11 protein-coding genes are annotated in these 15,529 nt (G+C 41.3%); 5 read left to right on the forward strand and 6 right to left on the reverse strand.

Features of this window, described 5'->3' with window-relative positions; genetic code table 11:
• Positions 1–12 precede the first annotated feature (12 nt).
• The 3 genes from BQ2683_RS05015 (at position 13) to BQ2683_RS05025 (ending at position 1,983) form a co-directional block, all read left to right on the forward strand.
• On the forward strand, positions 13–1,017 hold the full coding sequence (locus BQ2683_RS05015) for a CPBP family intramembrane glutamic endopeptidase (protein ID WP_069987731.1): 1,005 nt from the start codon (positions 13–15) through the stop codon (positions 1,015–1,017).
• An 18-nt stretch (positions 1,018–1,035) separates the two neighbouring features.
• Positions 1,036–1,512 carry a tRNA adenosine(34) deaminase TadA gene (gene tadA, locus BQ2683_RS05020; RefSeq protein ID WP_069987732.1) on the forward strand — a complete coding sequence of 159 codons (477 nt, stop codon included), beginning with the start codon at positions 1,036–1,038 and terminating at the stop codon, positions 1,510–1,512.
• A gap of 234 nt (positions 1,513–1,746) precedes the next feature.
• The gene (locus tag BQ2683_RS05025) at positions 1,747–1,983 is read left to right on the forward strand and encodes a helix-turn-helix domain-containing protein (protein ID WP_069987734.1); all 237 of its coding nucleotides are present in this window, start codon (positions 1,747–1,749) and stop codon (positions 1,981–1,983) included.
• A gap of 1,011 nt (positions 1,984–2,994) precedes the next feature.
• Here the strand turns inward: BQ2683_RS05025 and ftsH are convergent.
• From ftsH to BQ2683_RS05055, 6 genes are all read right to left on the reverse strand, one after another.
• Complete coding sequence (gene ftsH / locus BQ2683_RS05030) at positions 2,995–5,208, reverse strand: ATP-dependent zinc metalloprotease FtsH (RefSeq protein WP_270739399.1); 2,214 nt, start codon at positions 5,206–5,208, stop codon at positions 2,995–2,997.
• Between the two features lie 101 nt (positions 5,209–5,309).
• Complete coding sequence (tilS, locus tag BQ2683_RS05035) at positions 5,310–6,638, reverse strand: tRNA lysidine(34) synthetase TilS (RefSeq protein ID WP_069987736.1); 1,329 nt, start codon at positions 6,636–6,638, stop codon at positions 5,310–5,312.
• Positions 6,631–7,968 (reverse strand): replicative DNA helicase, encoded by a 1,338-nt coding sequence (gene dnaB, locus BQ2683_RS05040; protein WP_069987738.1) that lies wholly within the window; start codon positions 7,966–7,968, stop codon positions 6,631–6,633. The genes tilS and dnaB overlap by 8 nt, the downstream gene beginning before the upstream one ends.
• A 169-nt stretch (positions 7,969–8,137) precedes the next feature.
• The gene (rplI, locus tag BQ2683_RS05045; RefSeq protein WP_069987739.1) at positions 8,138–8,581 is read right to left on the reverse strand and encodes a 50S ribosomal protein L9; all 444 of its coding nucleotides are present in this window, start codon (positions 8,579–8,581) and stop codon (positions 8,138–8,140) included.
• 351 nt (positions 8,582–8,932) lie between these two features.
• Positions 8,933–10,900, reverse strand: a complete 1,968-nt coding sequence (locus tag BQ2683_RS05050) for a DHH family phosphoesterase (protein ID WP_069987741.1) — start codon at positions 10,898–10,900, stop codon at positions 8,933–8,935.
• Positions 10,901–10,938: 38 nt separating this feature from the next.
• Positions 10,939–12,783: a ribonuclease J gene (locus BQ2683_RS05055; RefSeq protein ID WP_235843885.1), complete on the reverse strand. Its 1,845-nt coding sequence runs from the start codon at positions 12,781–12,783 to the stop codon at positions 10,939–10,941.
• Positions 12,784–13,276: 493 nt separating this feature from the next.
• Between BQ2683_RS05055 and BQ2683_RS05060 the strand changes: the two genes are divergently transcribed.
• Together BQ2683_RS05060 and BQ2683_RS05065 are read left to right on the forward strand one after the other, a co-directional pair.
• Positions 13,277–14,026, forward strand: coding sequence for a GH25 family lysozyme (locus tag BQ2683_RS05060; protein WP_069987743.1), 750 nt, complete (start codon positions 13,277–13,279; stop codon positions 14,024–14,026).
• A gap of 105 nt (positions 14,027–14,131) precedes the next feature.
• Positions 14,132–15,409 carry a DUF1015 domain-containing protein gene (locus tag BQ2683_RS05065; RefSeq protein ID WP_069987745.1) on the forward strand — a complete coding sequence of 426 codons (1,278 nt, stop codon included), beginning with the start codon at positions 14,132–14,134 and terminating at the stop codon, positions 15,407–15,409.
• Positions 15,410–15,529 lie beyond the last annotated feature (120 nt).

Genomic DNA, 15,529 nt, shown 5'->3' on the forward strand with positions numbered 1-15,529 from the left:
AGAGGTGTCACAATGAACGAATATCCGAAACAGGATTCTATCAATCAGTACTCTCCCATATCCAATATCCCTGCTCCTATCCTGGAAAAAAGGGCAATTGTGCATACAGTTTCCAATATTGGCATTGTACTATTGTTATACCTCTTATTATCCGCTACCGTTCCACTTTTGCAAAACTGGATTATCCAACACTGGGTAAAAACCAATTATACAGATTATGGTCAAATCATCACACAATCTCTTTCCATCCTCACTTTTGCAATTGTTTATTTAATTCCCACCGTATTGCTGTATTATAGTTTTCAGGGATACCGGTATCGTATTAAAAAGATGTGCCGTATCCCAAACCGCACTATTTTAATTGCGTCTATCCCAATGATGTTAAGTGTATTTGTGGTGGCCAATATTGGAATATCCAATTTTACTGCATTGTTAAATCACTTTCATATTTACGTGCTGCAACCAGCTGCGGTGTACCCAAATAACCCTGTGGCACTGATACTATATGGTCTTTCTTTAACCATTGTGCCCGCCTTTTTTGAGGAAGTTTTGTTCCATGGGGTTATGCTGTATGCGCTCCGCCGTCATGGAGATACATTTGCGCTTATCCTTTCCTCTGTGTTGTTCGCAATAATGCACGGAAACCTTCCTTCCGCAATGAACGCATTTATTATGGGGTTGGTTATTGGATATTTTGTCATCCGTACTGGCAGCTTGTTAACAGGGATGTTACTGCATTTTATTAATAATGGCATGGTACTATTTTTAAACTGGATCCAGCTTTCTATGGATGGAAATCAAACAATTGTGTACATGATTTATATCATCTGCCTGCTGATTGGTTCTTTAAGCCTAATTATTTTAGTAAACCGAGATCCAAACTTATTTGTTGTTTACGATAAAAAAACTTATTTTAACAACAGTGAAAAAATTCGGTATGCCTTTGGTAATATTTTTATGATTGGCGTAATTATCTGTTGCTGTTTCCAAATATTCAGCACATTTACTATCATTTAAACAATAAGGAGAACCAAATTGACCGATCTTGATTATATGGAACTCGCCATAGAACAGGCAAAAATCGCAGCATCTCTTGGGGAAGTGCCAGTGGGAGCTGTTATTGTAAAAAATGATTCCATTGTTGCAACAGCCTATAATAGAAGGGAATTGGACAAAAACGCATTGGCACATGCGGAACTACTGGCAATCGACCGTGCTTGCAAAAGGCTTGGTGGATGGCGTCTGTTTGGATGTACTTTGTACGTCACACTGGAGCCTTGCCCTATGTGCACGGGGGCTATTATCAATTCCCGTATTGACCGGGTGGTTTACGGCGCATTGGACCCAAAAGCGGGTTCCTGCGAATCTGTTATCCCATTGACCGAATTTCCTTATAACCATAAACCTATTTTGGAAGGTGGACTGCTTCAACAGGAATGTAGCCAGTTGTTATCGGATTTTTTTCAACAATTACGCAAGAAAAAGTTGAAAAAAACATCATACAAAAAATAAATGGAATGATATGAATTTAAAAAATCGAAGGTTCTACGAATTCACTCAAGAATCTTCGATTTTTCATTCTATTTTACTATAATTCGACAAATTTTTCGTTTCTTCTAATAAATTGTATCCATGTAATTGACAATCAGATGATTCATGATATAGTAGAAGTATAAAAACAATTAACATGGAACCTGTCATATCAAATGTTCCATACACATTTTAATAGAACAGGGAATGATAAAAATGAGGGTGATGAAGATAACCATGAAATCTGCTGTATCAAATAGACTACAGCAATTGTGCAAAGAACGCCATATTACGCTGCATTGGTTGGCCGTTCATTCTGGCGTAACTCCGTCTACCGTATACAGTATTATGAATAGTAAAGGGGAGGATGTTTCTATCATTACCGTAAAACGTTTATGTGATGGGCTTAACATTACATTAAAAGAATTTTTTAATGATTCTGATTTTCAGTAAAAACCAATGGATAAGGCAAAAAATAAATCTTTTACAGCATTGTGGAAGATTTATTTTTTGCCTTAATGTGTTGATATAACAGGTTGATTCTTTTGTCTTTCAAAATAATTCCCACATTCAACCCTTTCTATCCAAAACAACAAAGATGATATCCGGAAAGTCATGATCACCAGTTCAATGAAGTTGTAAGATAAAGGTAGACACATGGAAAACCACCATGTTGTCTACCTTTTGTTTATGTTAAAATGAAGTTGGAGGTGGTAATCATGAAAAAGGGATAAAACAGGCGGGAATGGACACTTTTATTGGATACATTTAATAATGAGATATAGCACATCACGCAACGTCTGTTCACGGCAGTAACAAACCATATTACCATTGGCTTAGAGCAGCTGAAGCTGTTTGCAGAAAAGAAAGAGGAACAGACTCCCCAAGTAGTTTTCCATACCGACCAGGGTTCTATCTACTCCTCCCGGGCTTTTTGCCGAGCCCATGAACACTATAACATACTTCGGTCAATGTCGTGAGAGGGAACTCCAACAGATAATCCAATCATAGAAGCACGAAACGAATGAATACTCTACCTTGACTTCAGGTTGGCAACCATGGATGATGTTCACTTACTCTTGGATAGGTATGTATATTACTTCAATAACAGGCGGCCTGCAGACGCCGTGGGCTTCTAATACTATGGTGTTTTTGGTATCTATTTTTTCTTGACAGATGCAGTTAGCTAGTGGCTTGAGTAAACCCTAGAAGGGCATAATACCGGAAAGCATCTAAACATGTGCTGAAATATCTATCTTTTGCATCACTTGCCCTGCCGCCCGTAAACGAGTAATTTTTACAACGATAGTTTTTTCGTTACGATAAGATTACTGTTAGTAGCTCGCTTCGCTCGATGCTTAAAGTAAAGCTTTTGAGCGAGAGCCTCCACCGGCATAGCCGGTAGTTTCCATAACAACAAGAAAAAGCCGTTTGCTTTTTTGCAAACGGCTTTTTATCAATCCACTATTTTTCTGTTGTAGATGAAGGATTCTGCTCTGCTTGTGCTTCTTTTCGTGCTTTTTCTTGCGCTTCCTGTTCATCCATCTTATGAATATCTTCCAGGGTAATTTCACCTGTCATCAATTTTACAAAGGTATCTGCATCCACTTTTTCTTTGCGGATCAAGTACTGTGCTACTATTTCTAATTGGTCACGGTGAGTAACCAAAATATCGTGGCAGGTTTTATAAGCGCGATCCATAATGGAACGAATTTCCTCATCAATCTCGGTTGCGACAGTTTCAGAGTAGTTTCGGGAGTTATTAAAGTCACGCCCCAGGAACACTTCGTGGTCGCTTTCCCCATATACAATAGGACCGAGCTTTTCACTAAAGCCATAACGGGTTACCATGTTCCGAGCAATGTCAGTTGCGCGTTCAATATCATTGGATGCGCCTGTGGAAATATCATCTAATACGATACTTTCGGCAATACGTCCACCCAGCAATACCACCAGTTCTTCCTGCATATTCTGTTTTAATACATAACTTCTGTCATGTTCTGGCAAGGACATGGTATAGCCACCTGCCATACCACGTGGAATAATCGAAATCTGGTGTACAGGGTCCTGAGTTGGACTATAATAGGTAGCAACCGCATGCCCTGCCTCGTGGTAAGCGGTTAAACGTTTTTCTTTTTCGTTAATAATACGTGATTTCTTTTCTGGTCCCGCAATTACTTTAATGGTGGCTTCTTCAATATCAGAAGCGGTAATTGCTTTATGGTTTTTACGGGCAGCTAACAGAGCCGCTTCGTTCATCAGGCTTTCCAAATCCGCACCAGTAAACCCTGCGGTGGATTTCGCGATTACACTTAAATCTACATCAAAGCCTAAAATCTTGTTGCGGGAGTGAACTTTTAAGATTTCTTCACGGCCTTTTACATCTGGATAGCCTACTACAACCTGGCGGTCAAAACGTCCGGAACGCAACAACGCTGGGTCCAAAATATCCCTACGGTTGGTAGCCGCAATGATAATAACCCCTTCATTGGCGCCAAAACCATCCATTTCTACCAGCAACTGGTTCAATGTTTGTTCTCGTTCATCGTGTCCGCCGCCAAGGCCAGCGCCTCTTTGGCGTCCAACTGCGTCAATTTCATCGATAAAGATAATGGCTGGAGCGTTTTTCTTTGCTTGCTCAAACAGGTCACGCACACGGGATGCACCAACACCAACATACATTTCCACGAAATCAGAACCAGAAATCGAGAAGAAAGGAACACCTGCTTCCCCTGCAACCGCACGGGCCAACAAGGTCTTACCTGTACCAGGAGGTCCTACTAACAACACACCTTTTGGTACACGGGCACCCAATTCATTAAACTTTTTCGGGTTTTTCAGGAACTCAACGATTTCAGAAAGTTCTTCCTTTTCCTCTTCCGCACCTGCCACCTCATCAAAGGTAGTCGTACGTCCGCGTTCCATAGAATTTTTTAAATTCGCTTTTCCAAACTGACCGATTTTACCTGCACCTGCATTTGCCTGTTTCATCATAAAGAACAACAGGCCTACAATCAACAATAAGGAAAGCGCGGTTGGAATCATCTGCAGCAGCCAAGAATTATCGCTTGCAGGAGTATAGTTCATTTCAATCATATCATCTGGATGTGCTTTGTTATATTCCAAAATCAATGGGTCAATCGAATTGACAAACAAGTTTACACTTGGCACTTTATAGGTGATCTGATTGCTGCTCTGTCCATTTTTATTATTGGACTGGTTTCCATTTTGATTGCCATTCGCAGCGGCAACACTACTGGATGATTCGCTAGAAGAAGCTTGTTCCGAGCTAGCCTGGCTCTCTGCAGTACTAGATTCTTCTGTACTGGATGTCTGGCTGGAGGATTCCGAAACAGCACTACTGGTTGCATTGTTATTTTGGTTATCCTGACTATTGCCACCAAACAAAATATTATTGTTGGAACGGTCATTCGTATTGCTTTGGAACTTGCTCATATCAACGCCATCCCGCAGTTCCAGCTTTAATTCACCACTTCCTAAGTCCAATTCTCCAGCTTTTACCTGGTTGTTTTGGAACAGGCTTACAACCTCATAATATTTCAGGTTGCTGCTAGGGCCTTTCATGTTCATTAACATGTAAATAGCCACACCTGCTAAAACCAAAATAATAATCACCGGGACAATAAAGGATTTACTGTTTTTGTTTTGGTTGTCCAAACTCTCATCTCCCTTTTCAATTAGGTTTATTTTCGTAAAAACAAAGTTATATTTCTATCTTTTGGTATAACTGTGTGTATTCCTGTTACATAATATAGATGCTATTTTACAACAGTTTCTTTTTGAATCCATAAATATCTGGTTGTATGGGCGTCTGGCTGTACCCTCTGGTCAATACCAAGGCCCTCTACCGCAAATACACCATTGTCATCCTCAAACACAGCAAGCAAATCCCTCTGTTCCAGTGGAATTTTTTGCTCGTTCCAATATTTTTTTACTTTCCGATTTGGATGATTCGGTAGGGAAATACGATCCCCGGGCATACGCTGTCTTATTTTAACTTTACCAAATATTTTATCATAATCCACAATAGAATGAAAGAAATTTTTTGCAACATTTATGAATTGTTCGTAAATTTCTTGCCCTCCTACTAGAAGATGAAAGCCAAAAACCCGGCAATTGGTACAATTTTCAACCTGATACTCAAAATAAGGGTGTCCTTCGACAGGAGTTTGTACGGATAACCAGCCGTTTTGACAAACTACAAAACGATTTCCTGGAACATTATATTTTCCAAACCCTCTTTCGCAAATCTGCAAAATGGATAAAATTAATTTGGTATCCGCCGGAATTTGATGCTGTTCCAAAAACAACGAAATAATCCTGCTGGATATTGCAGTTGGTACACCTATCATTCTTTCTACCCATAGTTTCCCTTTGTCAAACAGTAAATAAAATTGATGTTCCGCCTGTTTCTGCAACAACTCTCGGTCAGCTTCTAACAATTGGAATGTCCGCAGCATATTTTGGGCAAATCTAGGGTTGATCTCCTGTAATACTGGTACAACATGATGACGTATTTTATTCCGATTATAAAGATCCAAATCATTGGTACTATCCTGAACGTAGGGAAGATAAAATTCTTGGCAATACGCCTCAATTTCCTGCCGGGTAAAATCCAACAAAGGCCGAAGGATTTTTCCTCTTTTTTGTGGGATGGAACAAAGCCCTGATAACGAGCTCCCCCTAGTAAGATGGAACAACATGGTTTCAATCCGGTCAGATAGGGTATGAGCTGTTAGAATCCAGCCATCTTTCCCTGCCAATTCCTCAAAAAAGGCATATCGCTGCTCCCTGCCGCAAACTTCTTCGGACTGCCTGTTTTCCTTCGCTAACGAAGCAACATCCACCCGTTTGGAATAAAATAAAATTTGCTGTTTTTCACAATACTGCCGGACAAAATTTTCATCTCGGTCGCTTTCTTCTCCCCGTAAACAATGATTCACATGGGCAACCATAATTTGTAAGGGTACTCCACAATGGCATACAGCATGTAATAACGCCATAGAGTCCGCCCCTCCAGATACTCCAATGACCACAACCTCTCCTGCGTGGAACCATTTGGAAACTGAATCCTGTATTTTATTCATGGTGAATCGTATCCAATCCTGTAAACCGGGTATACTGCCCATCCCAGCCTAATTCTACTGTGCCCACTTCACCATGACGGTTTTTGCCCACAATACACTCCGCAATGCCATGCTTTCCATCTTCCGGATTATAATATTCATCCCGATACAAAAACAATACAATATCCGCATCCTGCTCAATAGAACCGGAATCACGCAAGTCGGAAAGCAGGGGACGATGATCCTGCCTAGCTTCCGGCCCACGTGCCAGCTGGGATAGGGCTATCACCGTTACATTCAACTCTTTTGCCATGATTTTTAAGTTACGGGTAATTTCAGAAATCTCCTGTACACGGTTTCCATCCCGTCGCCCGCTGTTCATCAACTGCAAATAGTCGATTACCACCAAGCCCAAATCCGGTAAGCGGCGCAACTTGGATTTCATCTCTGCAATAGTAATATTTGGAGTATCATCCAAATAAATTTTGGATTCACTCAGAGATTGCGCCCCTGCTGCCAATAGTGCCCATTCCTCCTGAGCCAAATTTCCGGTATGCAGCTTGGTGCTTTGAATCCTGCACTCGGAAGAAAGCATACGCTCTACCAGCTGTTGGCTGGACATTTCCAGAGAAAAGATTGCCACCTGACGTTTGCTCTTTCTCGCCGCATTGGCTGCCACATTTAACGCAAAGCTGGTTTTTCCCATTGCTGGCCGGGCTGCCAAAATAATCAGGTCGGATGGATTTAGACCGGTCAATACATGGTCTAACCCGGAAAAACCAGAGGATATTCCCACTTCTTTTTGCCCCGTTGCCAATTTATCCAGATGGTCAAATTCACGGCCGATTACTTCATTGATCGGGATTAAACTGGAGGAAGTTCTGCCCTGACGGATTTCATAAATTTTTTGTTCTGCGGTATCCAATATGGTTTCCGCATCCGCGCCACTATCCGTAGCTACTGATATAATTTCCCGGGCTGCTAAAATCAAGGAACGGATGTAATACTTATCCTGAACAATCTTACAATATACTTCCATATTGGCCACAGATGGAACCATTTCCATCAATCTGCCCAGGTATACCTTGGCATTTTCCGGTGTATCAAAAATATTCTCCGAAACTACGGCATCATATACTGTAATAAAATCAATCGGTTGCCCAGAAGTATACATGCGGGCAATGACCGCAAAAATCCGTTGATGCTGCTCCCGATAAAAGCTGGATACCCCAACAAACTTTAATGCGTCCGCCATATAGCTTGGGTCTAAAATCAAACCACCCAGCACCGACTGTTCCGCTTCCAAATTATAAGGAAGCTGCTCCAGTTCTATTTGATTTTCTAAATCCATGTGACAGCTCCTTCCATCAAAAAATGGATCTCCTCAAAGATGTTACCACTATAGCATATCTTGTTCCAATTGGCAATTAATTTTTCCTGTTTTACTAGCAGAACTATTTTTTGGAAACGATGAAAATAAGCCGGAAAACATCCCGGCTTATCCATCATTCAAAACATTGCTATGCTTCTACCACCATTAGTTTCATATTGGTAGTAACCCCTGTCAATACTTTCACTTCTACCTGGAAAGTACCAAAGCTTTTTACTTCGCCAACAGAGATTTTTCGTTTATCAATATCAAAACCAAACTCTTTTTTGATGGCCGCAGAAATTTCTTTCGCAGTAACAGAGCCAAATAATCTGCCAGCTGTGCCTGCTTTTGCAGCGATGGTAACCGTCTGGTCTTTTAGCTTGTCCGCAATCTGCTGTGCTGCTTTGATTTCCTCCTGCTTGTGGAACTCTTTTGCCTGGTCTTTATTTTTCTTTTCGGTCATCGCCTGTGCGGTTGCTTCCATCGCCATCTTTTTTGGAAATAAAAAGTTACGGGCATAACCGTCGCTTACATTGACAAGGTCCCCTTTTTTACCGGAGCCTTTTACATCTTGTAGTAAAATTACTTTCATCGGTGGTTCCTCCTCTATATTATGTCTTTTTTTGATCGGAAGATTGATCGTTACAAATACAAGATAACATAAAATGAAAATTTAATCAAATCAATATCCAATTGATTTGTTCTAGCTTCTCTCAAGCAATGTATATGTGAATTTAGGAAAGGGGGATTTAACCCCTTGCATCGTGTATTGCCTCATCACATACCTTGCCATCCTGTTATCCGTATTTTATTTTGTATACTCAAAGTTTTTATTTCCATCCAAAGGAAAAATTTATTCTGTTAAAACAACAGAAATAAATGGATACTCTTTTAAATTTTATGAAAACAAGGTTTTTCGAAAAACAGAAAATTCAATTTCATATTATGATTTTTTATCCGTCCGGGAATTTAAGTATTGGTCAATGGCATCCAATAAATGCTGCCGCCCCTGTTCTAGATTGGTATTTTCCAATTGACAGGCTGCCATGGTTTGATGCCCGCCGCCACCAAGTTTTTCCATAATGACCTGAACATTCACCGCTCCCAAACTGCGCCCGGAAATGTTAGTGGTTGTCCCAGTCTGATATAAAACAAACGACGCGTCAACATCCGAAATCCCCAACAGCTCGTCCGCTGCCTGAGGCGCAACCACACGCATATCGTCACATTGGAAATCTCCCATAGCGATGGCGCAGTTGCGGTAGGTTTCTGCATTGGAGACAATCCTTGTTTTTTGCTGGTAAGAATCAATCGTATTGGAAAACAGTTTGCGGACGGATACTGTGTCAGCCCCTCTGCCCTTTAAATAGGCAGCAGCTTCAAAGGTTCGGACGCCAGCACGCAGAACAAAATTTTTGGTATCTAACATAATACCCGCCAAAAGCCCTTCCGCTTCCGGCGCCTGTAAAACAACTCCATTCATGTATTGCGCCAATTCGGTAATCATTTCTGAGGCGGAAGAAGCATATGGTTCATGGTAAAAGATAACAGCGTTGTCGATATAGTTGACCATTTTCCGGTGATGGTCGATGACAACCACATTCTTGCAGCGTTCATACACACCAGGAGCTTCCACAACATCCGGGCTGTGGGTATCCACCACGACCAATAGGGTGTTTGGTGTAATCAAATCCCCGGCATCAGAAGGATGGACAAACATACCTTCTTCGCCATTTGCAGTCATTTTATCAATTAACGCAGTAGCAAGGTTCTTTTTATAATCCACAATGATATAAGATTTTTTTCCTAACTGCCGGGCGATTTTCGCCATGGCAATTGAACTACCCATGCTATCCAAGTCTCCAAAGCGGTGACCCATTACAAGTACCCGCTCGCTCTGGTCAATAAATTCCCGCAAAGCAGTGGCGATAACCCGGGTTTTTACTTTGGTTCGTTTTTCAATCCCTTGGGATACCCCGCCGTAAAAATCAAAACCATTGACTGTTTTGACAGCCGCCTGATCCCCGCCACGCCCCAGAGCCATATCCAACGCTTGGCTAGCAAAGGATTCACTTTCATATAGGGTAGTTCCACCAGCTCCCACCCCAATGGATAAGGTCACAGTAATGCCTTTTTCTTTGGTTTTTTCCCGTACTGTATCTAAAATATGGAACCTTGATTCAATCATCTGCTCCAGATGCCGTTGCTCCACAACCGCCAAAAACCGGTCGTGGGAAAGCCGCCGGAAAAACCCATTGGTTTCTCCAAAAAAAGCCTCCAGGCTCTCGTCAATCACACCTAAAATAGTGGATTTCGCACTTTCCTTTTTGCCTTCAAATACTTCGTCGTAATTATCCAGCATCACCAACATAACAGAAGGGTGGGAAAGTTCATATTCTTCCGCAATCGCGGTTAACGTTGTAATGTCTGAGAAATAAAAGGTATACAAGTCATGTTCTTCCACCGAAGTACCATAAACACAATAGCTTTTTCCACGAAAGTCCACCTGTACACCACTGGGGGATAAAAATTCCTCCATTGGACGTTCCGAAATCCGGTTGAATTCCCATCCAATCATTTCATCCTGTTTTGCCAAAAAAGTTTGGAACTGATTGTTGTACCATAAAATGCGCCCATCTACATCGCACACCATAACAGGCATTGGGAATTCATATAATACTTTGCTCCGAGAGGTACCAAATTCTTTGGAAAGTAGCAGCATCAATGTACGTATCTCTCGGCGGAATTGGACCAAAATAACGACGCCTGCCGCCAACAGCAATAGCACAAATGGCGCAACAATAAAAAACGCCTGTTTGCTTTGGAAAAATAAAATTCCGGTTACCAGCACGCTTAATGCCATAATAATGATAATATAATTGCGGATTTTCCAAATGGATTTGTTCTTCATGCGATACCTCATCTACCTAGGTCATGTTGCTTTATCCTTTAAATTTCCATAATAATCGGTAAAATCATAGGGGAACGCTTTGTTTTACGGTAAATATAGCTGGACAATTCATCCCGGATAGCGGTTTTCATCGCGCCCCATTCCCGGATATTATTGGTATAGCACTGATCCAGCACCTGTACCAATAGATGTTTCGCCTCGTCCATCAAAGCTTCTGATTCCCGCACATACACAAAACCACGGGAAACCAGATCCGGTCCTGCCACAACGCAGCCGGACTCACTTTCAATTGTAGTTACTACAACAATCAACCCATCTTCGGATAAAATTTTGCGGTCACGCAGCACGATGGAACCAACATCACCAATCCCCAAACCATCCACGAAAATCTGTCCAGATGGTACGGTTCCCGCTACGTGCATATCAATATTATCAATCTCCAATACCTGGCCAATGGTACCAATATGGATTCTATTTGCATCAATCCCCATGGTTTGCGCCAGTTCAGAGTGCTTTTTCAAATGTTTATATTCCCCATGTACCGGCATAAAATATTTTGGCCGTGTCAACGAGAGGATCATTTTCAATTCATCCTGGCAGGCGTGCCCAGAGGTATGCACCTCATACATGGATTCGTAAATTACCTTTGCCCCCAGTTTCATCAAGTCGTTGACAACTCGGGTAACATGCTTCTCGTTTCCTGGAATCGGGGAAGCGGAAATAATGATAAAATCCTCACTGGTCACGGTTACTTTGCGGTGGTCTCCAGTTGCCATCCTTGCCAAAGCGGACATAGGTTCCCCTTGGCTCCCAGTGGTGATAATCGTTAATTTTTCATGTGGGTAGCGGGAAATCGCGTCTACATTGATTAAAATATTGTTTGGAACTTTTAGATAGCCCAGCTCAATTGCCTTGCTCACAACATTTTCCATACTACGTCCAGAAATCGCTACTTTACGCCCATATTTTTCCGCGTTATCAATAATCTGTTGGATACGGTGGATATTGGAGGCAAAAGAAGCCACGATAATACGCCGATTTCCAGCGCTGTTAAACAGCCGTTCAAAGGATTCGCCAATTTTCCGTTCTGCCATGGTATAGCCTGGACGTTCCGCATTGGTAGAATCGGACATTAGCAGCAGCACACCACGGCTTCCCAGTTCCGCGAATCTTGCTAGGTCAATCATATCCCCTTCAATTGGATTATAATCCACCTTAAAGTCACCGGTATGGACAATAATCCCCGCTGGTGTATGGATCGCAAACGCAATAGCGTCTGGGATAGAATGGTTTACACGAACTGCTTCCACTGCCATACAACCCATTTTTACTGTCTGTTTTGGCTGGATAACGTTTAAATTTGCTTTGTTTAATAATCCATGTTCCTTTAATTTCTCTTCAATTAATCCAATAGTCAAACGGGTTCCGTATACTGGTACGTTAAACCGTTTCAAAAAATATGGCACCCCGCCAATATGATCCTCATGTCCATGGGTAATCACAATACCACGTAAACGGTCGATATTTTTTTCTACATAGGTGTAATCTGGCAGTACTAAATCTACCCCCAGCATATCCGCGTCTGGGAACGCCATACCACAGTCTACAATAAACATATCCTGGCCGCATTCAAAGCAAGTCATGTTCTTTCCAATTTCATTTAAGCCGCCCAATGGGATAATCCGTACAGGGGTCTTACGCACTGGTTTACGTTTTTGCTGTGGTGCGCGTTTGGTTGTTTTTGCCGCTTGTTTTGGCTCCGCTGTTTTAGTGGTTTTTGGTTTCGCCGCTGTTTTGGTACGGTTGGCATATGGTTTGGTTGTACGGCGTTTTGTAGGGGATTTTGTCGTATTTTTTTGTTTATTTTGAGTTTCTGTAATCACATTATTACCTCTCTTAATTCTTTTTTTGATAGCAATATCATTTACTTATGTAACAAGAAAACAGGTGGTTCCATAGAAAAAACCCCTGTAAAAACAGATTTTCTGCAAAATAAACCAAGGCGAAAGCTGTTTTTCTCCTTTAAAAACAATTTTTCGCCATACAGAGCCATCTGTTTCATTTAAGCCCGATCAGTTTTTACAAGGCATCTTACAAAAATAGAGAGTTGAAAGCTAGGATATCCGATGCCCAAAAATAAAATTCCGAACAAATACTTAATTTTATTGTATCTTGAAACCCGCACTCTGTCAATATATTTTTGTAGCTTCCTGAAATATTACCCATGAAAAACGCCGTTTCAATATGGTAATATAAAGCTAATCACATCCGTTTGGAGTATTGCCCATATGGCAAAAAATAATCATTTTGCAATCTCATCTGTTCTGTGCTACAATGAAAATTGTCTGCAAGCGATTTAAGATATAGGAGTCTAATATGAAAAGACGAAGATGGTTTTTTACCATATTTATTTTTGGTTTTATCGCTATTCTTTTCGGTATTCTCATTTGCTTTGGAATCATTCCTTGGAATACCCCTTCTACAGAACAATATCCAGTTCGTGGTGTTGACCTCTCCCACTATCAAGGGGATGTGGATTGGCAGGTCCTCAGCCAAGAGGGGATACAGTTCGCGTTTATCAAAGCAACAGAGGGGAGTTCCTCCATTGACCCAAACTTCCACCAAAATTTTCAAAGGGCAACCAAAACCAGTTTGAGGATTGGGGCATACCACTTTTTCAGCTTTGAATCCGGCGGAATTACTCAAGCGGAACATTTTATCCAACAAGTTCCAAAATTCGCAAAGATGCTTCCATCTGTCATTGATTTAGAATTCTATGGGGAATTTCAGTCCAATCCTCCTTCAAAGGAAGTGGTCCAGCGTGAACTTTCTTCCTGTTCCAATCGCTTGGAAGAATATTATGGAATAAAACCAATTATATATACCACATATTCTTGTTACAAACAGTATATTTCCGACTCTTTTTTACAACACGATATTTGGATACGGGATATCATGACCAGACCTCACTTAAACGATGAACGCCAATGGACCTTTTGGCAATACACCAGCCGGGCAAGGTTAAGTGGCTACCAGGGAGATACCCCATATATTGATTGTAATGTTTTTTATGGGACTCAAAAGCAGTTTGACCAGTATCCGTATATCAAACAGGATACCGCTTGATATAGTTGTCCATTTTAAATAGATTTCATAAGCAGTATACAACATATCAGTATATAAATTTTATAAAACTCTTTATTCAAAACAATAAAAAACAGGAGGATTTTTATGGCACAAGTAACACCATTTCCAGCATTGCGGTTTACAGAAAAAGCAGGGCTGCCAGAACAACTAACCTGTCCACCCTATGATATTATCAGCGAACAGCAACGCCGTAACTATTTAGAAGAAAATCCCAACAATATTATTCGGTTGGAACTGCCACAGGGGGAAAACTGTTACCAACAGGCAGCGGATACCCTAAAAGATTGGTTAAACACCGGAATCCTCAAACAGGATGAAATTGATAGTTTTTATATTTATCAGGAATCATTCCAGATTGACGGCGTTCCTTACCAACTAAAAGGAGTCATCGGGCGGGTCACATTAGAGGAATTTGAAAAGGGAATTATCCTCCCCCACGAAGAAACCCTTTCCAAAGCAAAAGAAGACCGCTTTAACCTGATGAAAGCCACTGGCTGTAACTTTAGCCAGGTGTATTCTTTATACCATGATGAAGAAGGGGAAATCACCCACTTGCTAAACCAAGCTAGCCAAGGGGAACCTTTGGTTTCGTTCACCGCAACCTATGAAGTAACCCATAGTTTGTGGAAATGTGACGATCCCCAGTTGATCCAGCAGATTTCCCGTTTATTTGCGGATAAAAAACTGTACATCGCAGATGGGCACCACCGTTACGAGACCGCTTTAAACTACCGCAACTGGCTACATGAACAAGGGATTGGACTGGAACAGGACCATCCTGCCAACAAAATTATGATGATGTTGGTAAACATGGAAAATCCTGGTTTAGTAGTGCTTCCAACCCATCGGATTGTCCGTGGATTAACCGAGTTTTCCATCGACCAGATTGTTGATAAAGCAAAAGAAAACTTTGAAATTGCCTGGTTTGCGGAAAAAGAAAAAGCTGAACATCAGATGCGGGAAGAATATGTCAAATACCGTACTACTTTCTTGCTGTACCATAACCACCGGTATACCCTGTTTACCTTAAAGAATCCTGCTATCATGGACCAGGTATTTCCAGAGAAAAGTAAAACCTACCGCAATCTGGATGTTGCTGTACTCCATTCTTTGATTTTAGAAAAGATTTTAGGGATTGATAAGGAGAATATGGCGCAGCAAATTAACCTGACCTATACCCGCTCCAAACGGGAGGCAATCCAGGCGGTGGATAGCGGGGAAGCAAACTGCTGCGTGCTGTTAAACCCAACCCGTGTGGAAGAAATCCGGGACGTAGCAACCGCTGGAGAAAAAATGCCTCAGAAAAGTACCTATTTTTATCCAAAACTCATTACAGGCCTTGTTATGAATAAAATCCTGTAATTCTCCGAAAATACGGCATTTTTACAGCTTAGTGTTCAAAGAATATTCACCATTTAAACAACAGGCGAACATGAAACTATGCTAAACTGAAAATAAACAATGGGCGGAGAAATTGTTTCC

This window comes from Massilioclostridium coli (assembly GCF_900095865.1).
In the GTDB taxonomy this organism is placed as follows: domain Bacteria; phylum Bacillota; class Clostridia; order Oscillospirales; family Ruminococcaceae; genus Massilioclostridium; species Massilioclostridium facile.